At 62.9% G+C, this 15,772-nt stretch carries 16 protein-coding genes; 9 read left to right on the top strand and 7 right to left on the bottom strand.

Going from position 1 to position 15,772, the window contains the following annotated elements; genetic code table 11:
* Positions 1 to 3 precede the first annotated feature (3 nt).
* From murD to lpxC, 9 genes are all read left to right on the top strand, one after another.
* On the top strand, positions 4 to 1,347 hold the full coding sequence (gene murD / locus BM275_RS02985; protein WP_090519229.1) for a UDP-N-acetylmuramoyl-L-alanine--D-glutamate ligase: 1,344 nt from the start codon (positions 4 to 6) through the stop codon (positions 1,345 to 1,347).
* Positions 1,347 to 2,570, top strand: coding sequence for a putative lipid II flippase FtsW (gene ftsW / locus BM275_RS02980; protein WP_014821339.1), 1,224 nt, complete (start codon positions 1,347 to 1,349; stop codon positions 2,568 to 2,570). The genes murD and ftsW overlap by 1 nt, the downstream gene beginning before the upstream one ends.
* Positions 2,560 to 3,630 (top strand): undecaprenyldiphospho-muramoylpentapeptide beta-N-acetylglucosaminyltransferase, encoded by a 1,071-nt coding sequence (gene murG / locus BM275_RS02975; protein WP_090519228.1) that lies wholly within the window; start codon positions 2,560 to 2,562, stop codon positions 3,628 to 3,630. Before ftsW ends, murG begins: the two co-directional genes overlap by 11 nt.
* The gene (gene murC, locus BM275_RS02970; protein ID WP_031297283.1) at positions 3,623 to 5,080 is read left to right on the top strand and encodes a UDP-N-acetylmuramate--L-alanine ligase; all 1,458 of its coding nucleotides are present in this window, start codon (positions 3,623 to 3,625) and stop codon (positions 5,078 to 5,080) included. The genes murG and murC overlap by 8 nt, the downstream gene beginning before the upstream one ends.
* Positions 5,077 to 6,021, top strand: coding sequence for a D-alanine--D-alanine ligase (locus tag BM275_RS02965; protein WP_090519227.1), 945 nt, complete (start codon positions 5,077 to 5,079; stop codon positions 6,019 to 6,021). Before murC ends, BM275_RS02965 begins: the two co-directional genes overlap by 4 nt.
* Positions 6,022 to 6,023: 2 nt before the next feature.
* The gene (locus BM275_RS02960) at positions 6,024 to 6,881 is read left to right on the top strand and encodes a cell division protein FtsQ/DivIB (protein WP_014821335.1); all 858 of its coding nucleotides are present in this window, start codon (positions 6,024 to 6,026) and stop codon (positions 6,879 to 6,881) included.
* A 12-nt stretch (positions 6,882 to 6,893) separates the two neighbouring features.
* The gene (gene ftsA / locus BM275_RS02955) at positions 6,894 to 8,141 is read left to right on the top strand and encodes a cell division protein FtsA (RefSeq protein ID WP_046617978.1); all 1,248 of its coding nucleotides are present in this window, start codon (positions 6,894 to 6,896) and stop codon (positions 8,139 to 8,141) included.
* A 49-nt stretch (positions 8,142 to 8,190) separates the two neighbouring features.
* Positions 8,191 to 9,378, top strand: a complete 1,188-nt coding sequence (ftsZ, locus tag BM275_RS02950) for a cell division protein FtsZ (RefSeq protein ID WP_014821333.1) — start codon at positions 8,191 to 8,193, stop codon at positions 9,376 to 9,378.
* A gap of 115 nt (positions 9,379 to 9,493) precedes the next feature.
* Positions 9,494 to 10,405: a UDP-3-O-acyl-N-acetylglucosamine deacetylase gene (lpxC, locus tag BM275_RS02945; protein WP_003302766.1), complete on the top strand. Its 912-nt coding sequence runs from the start codon at positions 9,494 to 9,496 to the stop codon at positions 10,403 to 10,405.
* A 119-nt stretch (positions 10,406 to 10,524) separates the two neighbouring features.
* Here the strand turns inward: lpxC and BM275_RS02940 are convergent, their stop codons facing one another.
* The 7 genes from BM275_RS02940 to BM275_RS02910 all read right to left on the bottom strand — a co-directional run bounded on the left by BM275_RS02940 (position 10,525) and on the right by BM275_RS02910 (position 15,765).
* Entirely contained in the window at positions 10,525 to 11,058 is a 534-nt protein-coding gene (locus BM275_RS02940; RefSeq protein WP_014821332.1) for a ferritin-like domain-containing protein, read from the bottom strand.
* Between the two features lie 221 nt (positions 11,059 to 11,279).
* Positions 11,280 to 11,678 carry a Rho termination factor N-terminal domain-containing protein gene (locus BM275_RS02935; RefSeq protein ID WP_090519226.1) on the bottom strand — a complete coding sequence of 133 codons (399 nt, stop codon included), beginning with the start codon at positions 11,676 to 11,678 and terminating at the stop codon, positions 11,280 to 11,282.
* Positions 11,679 to 11,745: 67 nt separating this feature from the next.
* Positions 11,746 to 12,087, bottom strand: coding sequence for an osmotically-inducible lipoprotein OsmE (gene osmE / locus BM275_RS02930; RefSeq protein ID WP_090519225.1), 342 nt, complete (start codon positions 12,085 to 12,087; stop codon positions 11,746 to 11,748).
* A gap of 82 nt (positions 12,088 to 12,169) precedes the next feature.
* A complete protein-coding gene (locus BM275_RS02925) occupies positions 12,170 to 13,483 on the bottom strand; it encodes a PQQ-dependent sugar dehydrogenase (protein WP_090519224.1) in 1,314 nt (437 codons plus the stop codon).
* Between the two features lie 32 nt (positions 13,484 to 13,515).
* On the bottom strand, positions 13,516 to 14,034 hold the full coding sequence (locus tag BM275_RS02920) for an MgtC/SapB family protein (RefSeq protein WP_014821328.1): 519 nt from the start codon (positions 14,032 to 14,034) through the stop codon (positions 13,516 to 13,518).
* Between the two features lie 57 nt (positions 14,035 to 14,091).
* Positions 14,092 to 15,114, bottom strand: coding sequence for a DUF5924 family protein (locus BM275_RS02915; protein WP_090519223.1), 1,023 nt, complete (start codon positions 15,112 to 15,114; stop codon positions 14,092 to 14,094).
* A gap of 165 nt (positions 15,115 to 15,279) precedes the next feature.
* Positions 15,280 to 15,765, bottom strand: a complete 486-nt coding sequence (locus BM275_RS02910) for an SgcJ/EcaC family oxidoreductase (RefSeq protein ID WP_090519222.1) — start codon at positions 15,763 to 15,765, stop codon at positions 15,280 to 15,282.
* Between the last annotated feature and the right edge of the window lie 7 nt (positions 15,766 to 15,772).

Raw genomic sequence — 15,772 nt, 5'->3', positions numbered from 1 at the left:
AGAGTGCTCATCGCTTCCGACCAGTTCCGCATCGTTGTCGGCCTCGGCAAGAGCGGCATGTCCCTGGTTCGCCATCTGGCGCGTCGGGGGCTGCCGTTTGCCGTCGCTGATACCCGTGTGAACCCGCCGGAGTTGGCGACGCTCAAGGCCGAGTATCCAGACGTGCAAGTGCGCTGTGGCGAGCTGGACGTCGAGTTTCTCTGCACCGCCAGCGAGCTGCTGGTAAGCCCGGGTCTGGCGATCAGTACGCCGGCGCTGCAGGAAGCGGCGGCGCGTGGGGTCAAGCTGTCCGGTGATATCGAGCTGTTCGCCCGCGAAGCCAAGGCGCCGATCATTGCGATCACCGGCTCCAACGCCAAGAGCACCGTGACCACGCTGGTCGGCGAGATGGCCGTGGCGGCAGGGCGCACCGTGGCGGTTGGTGGCAACCTGGGCACGCCGGCGCTCGATCTGCTGGCAGACGACGTCGAGCTTTATGTGTTGGAGCTGTCCAGCTTTCAGCTGGAGACCACCGAGCAGCTAAATGCCGAAGTGGCGACCTGCCTGAACATCAGCGAAGACCATATGGACCGCTACAGCGGCCTGCCAGCCTATCATCAGGCCAAACACCGAATTTTCCGCGGCGCGCGTCAGGTGGTGGTCAATCGCGATGACCGGCTCAGCCGTCCGCTGGTCGCGGATGACCTGCCGACCTGGACCTTTGGCCTCGGCAAGCCGGACTTCAAGGGCTTTGGGCTGTTCGAGGAAAAAGGCGAGAAGTACCTGGCGTTCCAGTTCGATGCGCTGATGCCGGTTCGCGAGCTGAAGATGCGTGGTGCGCACAATCAGTCCAATGCTCTGGCAGCGCTGGCGCTGGGGCACGCGGTGGGTCTGCCGTTCGAGCCGATGCTGGAGACGTTGCGCCAGTTCGTAGGTTTGCCGCATCGCTGCCAGTGGGTTGGCCAGCGTGGCGACGTCAGCTATTACGACGATTCCAAGGCCACCAATGTCGGTGCCGCGCTGGCTGCGATCGAAGGCCTGGGTGCGGATATCGACGGCAAGCTGGTACTGATCGCCGGTGGCGATGGCAAGGGCGCAGACTTCTCCGCGCTGCGCGCGCCGATTGCACGCTATTGCCGTGCCGTGGTGCTGCTCGGTCGTGATGCGCAACGTCTTGCGGCCGCGCTGGCCGATGCCACCACCCTGGTTCATGTTGCAACACTGGGCGAAGCCGTGCAGCGCGCCGCCGAGTGTGCCGAAGCGGGCGATGCGGTATTGCTGTCGCCGGCCTGTGCCAGTCTGGACATGTTCAAGAATTTCGAAGAGCGCGGTCGCCTGTTCGCCGCTGCGGTGGAGGCGCTCGACTGATGCTCGCCTTCCTGCGCCATGCTCCTTCGCCCTTGTTCGGCCGCCGCGGTCTGGATCTTGACTTCCCCATGCTCGCCGGCTGTCTGGCTTTGCTTGGCCTGGGTCTGGTGATGATCACTTCGGCGTCGTCCGAAGTCGCGGCGGTCAATGCCGGCAATCCGCTGTATCACATGAGTCGCCATCTGGTTTATGTGGCGCTGGGCCTCGGCGCGGGAATTGCGATGCTGCTGGTACCGCTGTCGGTCTGGCAACGCCTGGACTGGATGCTGCTGCTGGCGGCGTTCGGCCTGCTGATCCTGGTCCTGCTGCCGGGAATCGGCCGGGAAGTGAACGGTTCGATGCGCTGGATCGGTTTCGGCGCCTTCAACGTGCAGCCGTCCGAGCTGGCGAAAGTCTTCGTGGTGATCTACCTGGCCGGCTATCTGGTGCGCCGGCAAGAGGAAGTTCGCGAAAGCATGTGGGGCTTTGCCAAACCCTTCCTGGTCCTGCTGCCCATGGCATTCCTGTTGCTGCTGGAGCCCGATTTCGGTGCGACCGTGGTCATGATGGGCGCCGCAGTGGCGATGTTATTCCTCGGTGGTGTTGGCATGATCCGCTTCAGTCTGCTGGTGATCGCCGCGGTGGGTGCCGTGGTGGTGTTGGTGCAGACCCAGGAATACCGTCTGCAGCGCCTGATCACTTTCACCGACCCCTGGGCTGATCAGTACGGCGCCGGCTACCAGCTGACCCAGGCGCTCATCGCCTTCGGCCGCGGGGAATGGTTCGGCGTCGGCCTGGGTAATAGCGTGCAAAAGCAGTTCTACCTGCCCGAGGCGCATACCGACTTCGTATTCTCCGTACTGGCCGAAGAGCTGGGCATGGTCGGCGCACTGGCGACCATCGCGCTGTTCGCCTTCGTCGGCGTTCGCGCACTGTATATCGGTCTGTGGGCAGAGAAGGCCCGGCAGTTCTTCGCGGCGTATGTGGCCTGGGGGATGGCGTTCCTCTGGCTGGGACAGTTCCTGATCAACGTGGGAGTAAACGTAGGTCTGCTGCCAACCAAGGGCCTGACGCTGCCGTTCCTCAGTTATGGCGGCAGCTCGCTGGTGGTGACCTGCGCAAGCATGGCGCTGCTGCTGCGCATCGAATGGGAAAGCCGCACCGTGCTGGGCAGCGAGGACACCGAGTTCGACGAGGCCGATTTCGCCGAGCCGCCGGCCAAGGAGGTCGCCCATGGCCGCTAATGTACTGATCATGGCCGGCGGCACCGGTGGCCACGTTTTTCCGGCGCTCGCCTGTGCTCGTGAGTTCCAGGCCCGCGGCTACTCCGTGCACTGGCTCGGCACGCCGCGCGGCATCGAGAACGAACTGGTACCCGCCGCTGGCCTGCCGCTGCATCTGATCCAGGTCAGCGGATTGCGCGGCAAGGGCATCGTTTCGCTGATCAAGGCACCGCTGCAGTTGATTCGCTCGCTGTTCCAGGCGCGTCGCATCGTGCGCGAGCTGCAACCGGTCTGCGTGCTGGGGATGGGCGGCTACGTTACCGGTCCGGGCGGACTGGCTGCCAAGCTGGCCGGGGTACCTCTGGTGATTCACGAACAGAACGCCGTCGCTGGGACCGCCAATCGTAGCCTCGCGCCGCTTTCCAGCCGCGTCTGCGAAGCCTTCCCGGAAACCTTCAAGGCCAGCGTCAAGCGTCGCACCACCGGCAATCCGGTGCGTGAGGAGCTGTTCCTCGAGACGCCCCGCGATGCCCTTGCGCATCGTCGCCCGCGCCTTCTGGTACTGGGCGGCAGTCTCGGTGCCGAACCGCTGAACAAACTGCTGCCCGCCGCGCTCGCCCAGGTACCGGCGGAAGTGCGGCCGCAGGTGTTTCATCAGGCCGGCAAGCAGCACGCCGATATCACCACGCAGCGTTATGCCGAGGTCGGCGTCGAGGCGGAAGTCGCGCCCTTCATCAAGGACATGGCGCGGGCCTACGCCTGGGCCGATCTGGTCATCTGTCGTGCCGGAGCGCTCACCGTTTGCGAGCTTGCCGCCGCTGGGTTGCCATCCTTTCTGGTGCCGCTGCCCCATGCGATCGACGACCACCAGACACGCAATGCCGAATATCTGGCGAAGGAGGGCGCTGCCGTCCTTCTGCCGCAAGCCAAGACTGATGCGGCCGTGCTTGCCGCTCAGCTGACCGAGGTAATGATGCAGCCGGAAAAACTCAAGGCCATGGGCGCCGTCGCGCGCCGTCTGGCCCGGCCCGACGCCACCCGCAGCGTGGTCGATATCTGTCTGGAGGTGGCCCGTGGCTAAATCTCCCGCCGCGGTAAAAGCCGAAGTCCGCCGTATGCGGCGCATTCGTCGCATTCACTTCGTCGGTATCGGCGGGGTCGGCATGTGCGGCATCGCCGAGGTGCTGCTCAATCTCGGCTACGAGGTGTCGGGCTCGGACCTCAAGGAATCCGCCAGTACCGATCGGCTGCAGAGCTTCGGTGCGCAGATTTTCATCGGTCATCAGGCCGGCAATGTTGCCGGCGCCGACGTGCTGGTGGTGTCCAGCGCGGTCAATTCGGCCAACCCGGAAGTCGCCCTGGCGCTCGAACAGCGTATTCCAGTGGTTCCACGTGCCGAGATGCTTGCCGAGCTGATGCGCTACCGGCACGGTATTGCTGTCGCCGGCACCCATGGCAAGACCACTACTACCAGTCTGCTGGCTTCGGTTTTTGCCGCCGGCGGGCTCGATCCGACTTTCGTCATCGGTGGCCGACTCACTGCGGCCGGTACCAACGCGCAGCTCGGCAGCAGCCGTTATCTGATCGCCGAGGCCGACGAAAGCGATGCCAGCTTCCTGCACCTGCAGCCGATGGTCGCGGTGGTCACCAATATCGATGCCGACCACATGAGCACCTATGGCGGCGACTTCGGCAAGCTGAAGAAAACCTTCGTCGAGTTCCTGCACAACCTGCCGTTCTACGGCCTGGCAGTGCTTTGCGTCGACGACCCGTTCGTTCGCGAGATCATTCCGCAGATCGGCCGGCCGATCACGACCTACGGTTTCAGCGAAGACGCCGACGTGCGCGCCACCAATGTCCGTCAGGAAGGCATGCGTACCTTCTTCACGGTGCTGCGCGATGGCTGTGAGCCGCTGGATGTGTCAGTGAACATGCCGGGCAACCACAACGTGCTGAACGCCCTGGCCACCATCGCCATTGCTACCGATGAAGGTATCGACGACGAAGCCATCGTCCAGGGCCTCGCGGAGTTCGCAGGCGTCGGCCGCCGCTTTCAGGTCTATGGCGATCTACCGGTCGAGGACGGCAGCGTGATGCTGGTCGACGACTACGGTCATCACCCGCGCGAAGTCGCCGCAGTGATCAAGGCAGTCCGCGGTGGCTGGCCGGAGCGGCGCCTGGTCATGGTCTATCAGCCCCATCGCTACAGCCGCACCCGCGACCTCTACGACGACTTCGTGCAGGTGCTCGGCGAGTCCAACGTGTTGCTGCTGATGGAAGTCTATCCGGCCGGCGAAGAGCCGATACCTGGCGCCGACAGCCGCCAGTTGTGCCACAGCATCCGCCAGCGCGGCCAGCTGGACCCGATCTACGTCGAGCGTGGCGTCGACCTCGCTCCGTTGGTCAAGCCGCTGCTGCGTGCCGGCGACATTCTGCTTTGCCAGGGAGCCGGTGATATCGGTGGCCTGGCGCCGCAACTGCTCAAGAGTCCGCTGTTCGGTGGCGATGGCGCCGCGAGGAAATCCAAATGACGACCCTGCATTCGACTCGCGACCCCAAGGCGTTTGGTCGTGTCGCCGTGCTCTTCGGTGGCAAGAGTGCCGAACGCGAAGTGTCTCTGAAATCCGGCGCGGCGGTACTCGCCGCGTTGCAGGAGGCCGGTGTGGATGCGTTCGGCATCGATGCCGGCGATGACCTGCTGCAACGCCTGAGCAACGAGCGCATCGATCGTGCCTTCATCGTCCTGCATGGTCGTGGTGGCGAAGACGGCAGCATGCAGGGACTGTTGGAATGCGCCGGTATCCCCTACACCGGCAGCGGCATTCTGGCTTCGGCCCTGGCCATGGACAAACTGCGCACCAAGCAGGTGTGGCAGAGCCTTGGCTTGCCGACGCCGCAGCATGCCGTGCTGGCTACGGAGGCCGATTGCAAGGCTGCAGCGGAAACGCTGGGTTTTCCGCTGATCGTCAAACCGGCCCACGAAGGCTCTAGCATCGGCATGGCCAAGGTCGGTGGGCTCACCGAGCTGATCGAAGCCTGGCGTGCCGCCAGCAGCTACGACTCGCAAGTACTCGTCGAGCAGTGGATACAAGGCCCGGAATTCACCGTGGCGGTGCTGCACGGCCAGGTACTGCCACCGATTGGCCTGGGCACGCCGCACACCTTCTACGACTACGACGCCAAGTACCTGGCTTCCGATACCCAGTACCGCATTCCCTGTGGCCTCGACGCGGTGCGCGAACAGGAACTGAAGACGCTGTCTGCACGTGCCTGCGAAGCGGTGGGTATCCGCGGCTGGGCCCGGGTTGACGTGATGCAGGACGGTAACGGCAATTTCTGGCTGCTTGAAGTGAACACCGTGCCGGGAATGACCGATCACAGCCTGGTGCCCATGGCGGCGCGTGCTGCCGGTCTGGATTTCCAGCAACTGGTCCTGAGCATTCTCGATGACAGCCTCGAGGCGGGGAGCTAGCCATGATCGCCACGCTGCGCCATTCGCAACCCGGAAGCGGCCGCGCCTCGCGCAAGCCCGCGCAACGGGGTGCGAGCCGCCTGGTGCAACCGCAGCCGCTGTCGCAGCGCCTGCCGAAGCCGAGCCTCGCCGGGCTGAAGCGTTTCGTCTGGCCGGTGCTACTGGTCGGGTTGGCGGTCGGGCTTTACGAGCTGGGCGAGCGGCTGCTGCCCTATGCCGATCGGCCGATCGCCAAGGTCAGTGTGCAGGGCGAATTGGGCTATGTGAGTCGCGAGGCGGTCCAGCAGCGCATAGCGCCTTTCGTCGAGCAGAGCTTCTTCAAGGTTGATCTGAACGGCATGCGCCACCAACTGGAACAGATGCCGTGGATCGCCCATGTCGAAGTTCGCCGCGTCTGGCCGGACCAGGTGATGGTGCGGCTGGATGAGCAATTGCCGATTGCCCGCTGGGGGGGCGAAGCATTGCTTAACAATAAAGGGCAGGCTTTCTCGCCGGATGACCTGACCCGATATGAACACTTGCCACATTTATATGGTCCGAAGCGGGCCCAACAGCGTGTCATGCAGCAATACCAGATGCTCAGCCAGATGCTGCGCCCGCTGGGATTCTCCATTTCCCGTCTGGAGCTGCGCGAGCGTGGAAGCTGGTTCCTGACCACCAACCAGGGCGTCGAGTTGCTGCTGGGGCGGGACCAGGTTGTAGAAAAAATGCGTCGCTTCACCGCCATCTATCAAAAGGCGCTGGAGCAGGAAAGCGAGAAGATCGCACGGATCGATCTGCGCTATGCGAACGGCCTGGCCGTCGCCTGGCATGAGCCGGTCCCGACTGTGACGGATACGACCGTCGCTGCGAAGAATTGAGGAATGAAACACATGTCGAGCGTGCAAAGCGGCAAGATGATCGTCGGCCTGGACATCGGCACCTCCAAGGTGGTGGCGCTGGTGGGTGAGGTGACTGCCGATGGTGAGCTGGAAATCGTGGGAATCGGTACCCATCCTTCGCGCGGGTTGAAGAAGGGCGTGGTGGTCAATATCGAATCCACCGTGCAGTCGGTTCAGCGCGCTATCGAAGAAGCTCAGCTGATGGCTGGCTGCCGCATCCATTCGGCCTTCGTCGGCCTGGCGGGCAACCACATTCGCAGCCTGAACTCCCATGGCATCGTCGCGATCCGCGACCGTGAAGTCAGCGCCGCGGACCTGGAGCGGGTACTTGACGCCGCCCAGGCTGTGGCCATTCCGGCGGACCAGCGCGTGCTGCACACGCTGCCGCAGGATTACGTGATCGACAACCAGGAAGGTGTGCGCGAACCGCTGGGCATGTCCGGCGTGCGCCTTGAGGCCAAGGTCCATGTGGTCACTTGCGCGGTGAATGCGGCGCAGAATGTCGAGAAGTGCGTGCGTCGCTGCGGCCTGGAAGTGGATGACATCATCCTGGAGCAACTGGCCTCTGCACACGCGGTACTGACCGACGATGAAAAGGAGCTGGGCGTCTGCCTGGTGGACATCGGCGGCGGCACCACCGACATCTGCATTTTCACCGAAGGCGCGATTCGTCATACCGCGGTCATCCCGATCGCCGGCGATCAGGTCACCAACGACATCGCCATGGCATTGCGCACGCCGACCCAGTATGCCGAAGAGATCAAGATTCGTTATGCTTGCGCGTTGGCCAAGCTGGCCGGTGCAGGCGAGACCATCAAGGTTCCCAGCGTCGGCGATCGCCCACCGCGCGAACTCTCGCGGCAGGCTCTGGCAGAGGTGGTCGAGCCGCGCTATGACGAGCTGTTCACCCTTATCCAGGCCGAGCTGCGTCGTAGCGGATACGAGGATCTGGTCCCGGCCGGGATCGTTCTCACAGGCGGTACAGCGAAGATGGAAGGAGCCGTCGACCTGGCTGAGGAAATCTTTCACATGCCGGTGCGCCTGGGCGTGCCGCACAGCGTCAAGGGACTGAGCGACGTAGTACGTAACCCCATCTATTCAACGGGCGTGGGCCTGTTGCTGTACGGACTGCAAAAGCAGGCCGACGGCATTCCCGTGTCTGGCATCGGCAATTTCGCCGACGAATCAAAGACGTCTGTTCTGGACCGACTCAAGGGCTGGATCCAGGGCAATTTTTAAGCAGTGCGCTGTAACAACCAAAACTAGAAAGCTGGAAGGAGAGAGGGAAATGTTCGAACTCGTAGATCATACCCCGCAAAGTGCAGTCATCAAGGTCATCGGTGTCGGTGGCGGTGGCGGCAATGCCGTGAACCACATGGTTCGCAATAACGTCGAAGGCGTCGAATTCATCTGCGCCAACACTGACGCCCAGGCGCTGAAGAAAGTTGAAGCACGCACCGTGTTGCAGCTCGGCTCGGCCATCACCAAAGGTCTGGGTGCCGGTACCAATCCGGACATCGGTCGCCAGGCGGCGATGGAAGATCGTGAGCGCATCGCCGAAGTACTGGAAGGTGCGGACATGGTGTTCATCACCACCGGCATGGGCGGCGGCACCGGTACCGGAGCTGCGCCGATCATCGCTTCGGTAGCCAAGGAAATGGGCATCCTTACCGTCGCCGTGGTCACCCGTCCGTTCCCCTTCGAGGGTCGTCGTCGCATGCAGGTGGCCGACGAAGGTATCCGTGCGCTGTCCGATTGCGTCGATTCGCTGATCACTATCCCCAACGAGAAGTTGCTGACCATCCTCGGCAAGGACGCCAGCCTGCTGGCCGCTTTCGCCAAGGCTGATGACGTACTGGCCGGTGCGGTCCGTGGCATCTCCGACATCATGCAGCGTCCGGGCCTGATGAACGTCGACTTCGCCGACGTCAAGACCGTTATGGGCGAGATGGGTATGGCGATGATGGGCACTGGTTGCGCCACCGGCCCGAACCGTGCTCGCGAAGCCACCGAGGCTGCCATTCGCAACCCGCTGCTGGAAGACGTCAACCTGCAGGGCGCACGTGGCATTCTGGTCAACATCACTGCTGGTCTGGACCTTTCGCTCGGCGAGTACGCTGCCGTGGGCGAAATCATCGAGGCCTTCGCGTCCGATGAGGCCACCGTCAAGGTTGGCGCCGTGATCGATCCGGACATGGCCGACGAGCTGCATGTCACCGTGGTCGCTACCGGGCTCGGTCCGCGCAATGAAAAGCCGGTCAAGGTCGTCGACAACACCGTGCAGACCTCTGTTGCCGCTTCCGCCGCTCCGGCACCGCGTCAGCATGAGCAGGCCGCGGTCAATTATCGTGACCTCGAGCGTCCGACCGTGATGCGTAATCAGGCGCATGCAGCTGCCACTGCAGCCAAGCTGAATCCGCAGGAAGATCTGGATTATCTGGACATTCCCGCGTTTCTGCGTCGTCAGGCCGATTGATTGAATTTATCAGGAGTATCGTTGTGATTGGTGTTCAGCAAAGTTGGCTTCTGCTATTATCGCCGCCAATTGTTGAAAACTATTCGCAACTAGCGCTAAAGCGAAGCAAAAGGCCATGATCAGACAACGCACCCTGAAGAACATCATTCGCGCCACCGGCGTCGGCTTGCATTCGGGAGAGAAGGTTTATCTCACCCTGAAACCGGCACCGGTGGATACCGGAATCGTGTTCTGTCGCACCGACCTCAATCCGCCTGTGGAGATTCCTGCGCGGGCCGAGAACGTTGGCGAAACCACCATGTCCACGACATTGGTCAACGGTGACGTCAAGGTCGACACGGTGGAGCATTTGCTGTCGGCAATGGCTGGCCTGGGGATCGACAACGCCTACGTCGAACTCTCAGCGTCGGAAGTGCCGATCATGGATGGTAGCGCTGGACCTTTCGTATTCCTGATTCAATCCGCCGGCCTGCAGGAGCAGGACGCCCACAAGAAGTTCATCCGCATCAAGCGTGAAGTGACAGTCGAGGAAGGTGACAAGCGCGCTACTTTCCTGCCTTTCGACGGCTTCAAGGTGAGTTTCGAGATCGATTTCGACCATCCGGTTTTCAAAGGCCGCACCCAGACTGCCAGTGTGGATTTCTCGAGCACTTCCTTCGTCAAGGAAGTCAGCCGTGCACGTACCTTCGGGTTCATGCGCGACATCGAGTTCCTGCGCTCGCACAACCTGGCGCTTGGCGGCAGCGTTGAGAACGCAATCGTGGTGGACGAAACCAGTGTGCTCAACGAAGACGGCCTGCGTTACGAGGACGAATTCGTGAAGCACAAGATTCTCGATGCCATTGGTGATCTGTACTTGCTGGGCACCAGTCTGATCGGCGAATTCCGCGGCTATAAATCCGGCCACGCGTTGAACAACCGTTTGCTGCGCACCCTGATGGAACAAAAGGATGCGTGGGAACTGGTGACCTTCGATGACCCGCAGACCGCACCGATCTCCTACATGCGTCCGGTGGCAGCCGGCTAAGCTGTACCTCTCTTCCTAAAATTTAAGGCCACCCTAGGGTGGCCTTTTTTTATGTTTCGCTGAAAAGCTGACGGGAATGGCGTGCCGCCTGCTTCAGCGAGGCGCCGGCAGGTCCTGGGCTAGTTCATGCCGTCCAGCAGGCCAGCCAGATCATCGGCGTGCTCTTCTTCCTGAGCGAGGATGTCCTCGAAGATGCGGCGGGTGGTCGGATCCTTGTCACCGATGTACTGCACGATCTCGCGGTAGCTGTCGATGGCGATGCGTTCGGCCACCAGGTTCTCGAAAACCATGTCGCGCAGGCCGTTGCCTTCGGCGTACTGCGCGTGGGCGCGCTCCGTCAGGCCGTCGGGGTTGAAGTCCGGCGCGCCACCCAGTTGGACGATGCGCTCGGCCAGCCGATCGGCGTGTTCCTGCTCCTCATTAGCGTGCTCGAGGAACTCGTCCGCGGCGGCGCTGGATTTCAGCCCTGTGGCCATGTAGTAGTGGCGCTTGTAGCGCAGATAGCACACCAGTTCTGTCGCCAGCGCTTCGTTCAGCAGATTGATCACGACTTCTCGATCGGCCGAGTAACTCTCGGTGACGGCTCCATTCTCGACATGTTGACGAGCCCGCTCGCGCAGGCTCTGTTTATCGCTCAATTGTACGTAGCTCATCGCCATCTCCTGGTCTGGTTCACCGCGGACGCGGTGATTCACGGTTCCCAGTTTGAGAACAGGATGCTGACGAAAAGTTTAGCGGTGGGGCTCGTCCGGCGGTGCGGGCGCCGGCTCAGGCTCACCCGGCTCATCAATCGGCACAGGGTCGCCTGGGTCCTCGCGCTTGGGATTGCCCTCTTTCGGAGCGGTTTGGTCAATCATCGGCATGCCCTCAGTCCTCAGCTCAGCGCCCGTAGCAGTTCGTTCTTGCGCATCTTCGAACGGCCACGAATGTCCCGCTCGCGGGCCTTTTCCATGAGCTGGTCGCGGGTCATGTCGGCAAGCGCCGTGCTGGCCGACTTCGAGCTTCGTGCCGAACCCTTGTTTGGTGATTTGCCCTGGCGGGCATCGGCTGCGCGGTGGGCCGAGTCCTTGCGCTCAGCCCGCTTGGCGGTCTCGCCCTTGCTCCTGCCCGAGCCCCCTTTGCGTTCTCCGCCGCCGGATTGCTTGTTGACCGTCGCCCATGCGCGCGCTTCGGCCTCGTCCTCGGGGACGCCACGCTTCTCGTAGCCTTCCTCAATGTGTTCGGCCTTGCGTTGCTGCTTGTCGGTGTACTTGGTTTTTTCTCCACGAGGCATGCTGGTCTCCTTCAAGGGGAGCGTTGAATGCACAGGCCCGAAGCGTGCTCGCGCCTGTGCCCGGCTGTCAGCGGTGCAGTTTGCGCTGGTTTTCCTCAAGCTGATCGCAGGTCAGGAAGCCCTGGCCGTCCACGCGGCCGGAGCCATCGAAACTGACGTAATAAGGTTGCTGATGGCCATCGCGATTGAGGATGTAATCGTGGCAGATGCCAGGCACTACAGTGCGAGCTGCGGCCTTCGAGGGCTCGCCACCGATGGTCAGTACCTGCTCCTGAGACATGCCGGTCTCCACATCGCGTACCAGTGGCTCGTCACGGAAGGTGATGCGGTCTACCGGGTTCTGCACATTGCCGGAACAGCCGGCGAGCAGCACGACAGGGGCGAAGATGTAGATGGCGCGCTTGATCATGGGAGTGCCTCGTTGCGTATGGACGTTACCTTTATGGCCATACGGCGTCCGGCAAGGTTCAACGGATCAGCGGGCGACGGTATCAACGGTCATCAGGGGTGACGCGCCAGACCACGTTGCCGACATCGTCGGCCACCAGCACGGCCCCGGTCTTGTCCACGGCGACCCCTACCGGGCGACCCATTGCCTCTCCTGCCTCGTTGACGAAGCCGGTCAGCACATCCTCTGCCTGCCCAGCCGGCATGCCGTCGCGGAAGGGGATGAAAACCACCTTATAGCCACTGCGCGGCTTGCGATTCCAGGAGCCGTGCTGACCAACGAACGCGCCGTGGCGGTAGTGCTGCGGCAGCAGCGTGCCTTCGTAGAAGGCCAGGCCGAGCGAGGCGGTATGCGCGCCCAGTGCATAGTCTGGGACGATGGCACGCTCGACCAGATCCGGGCGTTGGGGCTGCACGCGCTCGTCGATGTGCTGGCCGAAGTAGCTGTAGGGCCACCCGTAGAATCCGCCGCCCTGCACCGAGGTCATGTAGTCCGGCACCAGGTCGCTGCCGATCTCGTCGCGCTCGTTGACGGTGGTCCATAGCGCTCCGCTGTCCGGCTGCCAGGCAAGGCCATTGGGGTTGCGCAGGCCTGAAGCGAACAGACGCATGCTCCTGGCTTGCGGATCCACCTCGAGAATCGCTGCGCGGTTCTCTTCGGCCTGCATGCCGTTCTCGGCCACATTGCTGTTGGAGCCGCTGGTGACATAGAGGCGGCTGCCGTCCTGGCTGGCAATGACGTTCTTGGTCCAGTGGTGATTGATCGGCCCAGCGGGTAGGTCCACGACCTTCTCGCCGTTCGCGGTGATACGGGTGGTGCCGGGCGTATAGAGAAAGCGCAGCAGCGCGTCCGTGTTGGCGACGTAGAAGTGGTTGCCTACCAACGCCATACCGAACGGGGAGTTGAGGTTTTCCAGAAACACCGTGTGCTGTTCCGCCACGCCATCGCCGTCACGATCGCGCAGCAGGGTGATGCGGTTGGCGCTGGGGCCTCCGGAGCCAGCGCGGGCCATGATCTTGCTGGCAATCCAGCCGCGCAGTCCCTGGCTCTGTTGCTTCGGCGGTGCGTCCGATTCCGCCACGAGCACATCGCCATTGGGCAGCACATGGAGCCAGCGGGGATGGTCCAGGTCACGGGCGAACGCCGCCACGCGCAGACCGGCCGCCGCCTGCGGTTTGCCATCTTGCGGCCAGCCTTTGGCGGGGGCGATGTGTACCGTGGGCAGGACTGTCTTGTTCGGCTCTGGCAGCGCCGGTGTCGGGCCGTATCCGGATTCCACCGGAAGCTTGGCCGTTTCGCTGCAACCTGCCAGAGCAGTTAGAACGGCGCCGGTCAGAAGAATACGGAAGTTGGACATGGCGAAATCCTTGGGCAGTGGAGTGGCGTTCGCTAGCGCGGCTGGTCCGGGTGGCGACGCTTGCGCGCGGCACGCAGGGCAGTATGTCGCTCCAGCCGTGGCATCAAAGCAAAGATCGCCAGCGCCAACAGCGTGCTCATTACGGCCGTTGCTTCATGCCCGAGGCCGACGGCGACACCGATGGCGGCCGTAAGCCAGATGCCCGCGGCGGTGGTCAGGCCCTTGACGTCTTCCGCGGAGTCGCCCTTGAGGATAGTCCCGGCTCCGAGAAAGCCAATACCGGTAACCAGGCCCTGAATCACCCGGGAAATGTCCTCGAGGCTCATGCCCGCCTGCACCGGTACCAGTACGAACAACGCTGCACCAAGCGCAACCAGCATGTGGGTGCGCAAGCCGGCGGCCTTGCGTCGGCGCTCGCGTTCATAGCCGAGCAGGCCGCCGAGAATCGACGCGATCAGCAGTCGGCTACTGACGCGGGTCGCGTCCTCCAGGTCGGTGATGTCGGAGAACTCCGACGCGATGGTGTAGGAGATGCTCGCCCACCACTCCATGTCCTTCTCCAAGCCAGGCTGGTTCTGATTTGGATACGCGAGGCGGCGGGTGGTTCGCTAATCGGTGACCTGGAAACGCAGCATGCCGATCATCTGGCCTGCTTCGGTAACGACACGTACTCGCCAGCGGCCCGATGATTTTTTCGGGAAGTTGCGCTTGTGGGTCCAGGCGCGATAACCGGCTTCGCGGCCGCCGCTGATCTCAAGGGCGATACGGTCGACGCGCCGGCCGTTGTGGGTCCACTCGTGGAAGATGCGCTCCTTCAGGCCGCGCGGTGCGTTGATGGCGGTATAGGCGTAGAGGCCATTTGCGTGCAGTTCTGCGCTGGTGATTTCGCGCAGCCCCTTGCCGGGTTTGCGTTGCCGATCATCGAGGCTCATGGTCACGGCGACATCGGTCAGCCACAGGGTTGCCGGGGGCACCCAGGTCCGTCCCAGCCAACCTGCGGCACCCAGCGCCACCGCCAGCAACAGGATGCCGGGCCACGTGCGCCAGTTCGAGCGGGGGAACAGTCCGCTGAGGCTCGGCAGGGCCAGCACTACTGCGACGCCCAGCGCCAGCTGATAACTCTGCGGGGTGGACAGATGAAGGATGATCGGCAACGCGGTCAGCAGGACGGCGAACAGCGTCAGCGCGTGAAACCCCAGGTAGACCCAGCGCCGCGGTGCCAGCCATTTGTAGTACAGCGGATCGATCAGCGAAACGAGCGCGGCGGCGCCAAGCAGGCCGGTGAACAGGGCTTGCCCACTGTTCCAGGTGGTGGTGATGGCAAAGAACGGAATGATGAAGAACAGGCTTTCCTGATGCACCATCTGGGTGGCATAGCGCAGCAGCGGTCTTGGCACCTGCCAGCCGAACCAGCTCTGCAGGCTGCGCCGCAGGCTCGATTCCAGTACCAGCCAGAGCCAGCTCACCAGCATCACCAGGGCGACCACCTTGGCCAGGCCGGCGTGGCGTTCCACCAGAACGAAACTCGCCACCCCGGAAACGAATCCGAACAGCGCAACCGTACCTGGATAGCGCCGAATCAGGCGGCTGGCCAGGTCGAACAGGCGTGATAACAGCGGCTTGAGTTGCATGATGGTTCGGGTCCGGATACGGCGTGCTTATCAGAAGTATCGAGCACAGGCGGGCTGGTGCAAGCCCGCGGTCGAGACCCTTCGCTTGTCGAGGGCGGATGGTACAGCGGGCGCGCCCCGCTGGTGTGGCCAGGCGCCCCTGTTTGGGCGTATTTCGCAGGACGATCAGTCGCTCTCTTCAATCACCTGCTGTACCGCCTCGGGCTGCTCTGGCATCGCCGATGAGTGGTGACTGGTGATCAGCCACTGTCCGGCGTCGGCGGACCACCTGTAGGTAAAGGTATAACGCGCCGGCACCGTCTTGCCGTCGCCCAGCTTGAAGCTGTAGAGCCCGGTATCGAGCGCGCTGTTGCAGTCGATCATGATCTTTCGCGAGACAACTTCGCCCTTCGGTTTGAGCGCCAGAAAGTGCTCGAAGTAGTCGAGCTTGGCTTCCGCCGTCTGCCGCGGCGTGTTGGACACTGTAGGCAGCAGCATCGAGTCAGGTGCGTAGTTTTCCACCACGCGTTTTGGATCGCCTGATTGCACATCGTCGTTCCAGCGATCGAAAAGCGCGGCGACCTGCGCTTCGTTGGTGTCATGACAGGTCGGGTCGTCCGCCAGCGCAGCCAGCGGGGCGAGGGAAAGCAGCAGGGGGAGAGCGTATTTCATAGTGTCA

The sequence above is a fragment of the Stutzerimonas kunmingensis genome (assembly GCF_900114065.1).
GTDB lineage: Bacteria > Pseudomonadota > Gammaproteobacteria > Pseudomonadales > Pseudomonadaceae > Stutzerimonas > Stutzerimonas kunmingensis.
This window is presented reverse-complemented; position numbering and strand designations above follow the sequence as displayed.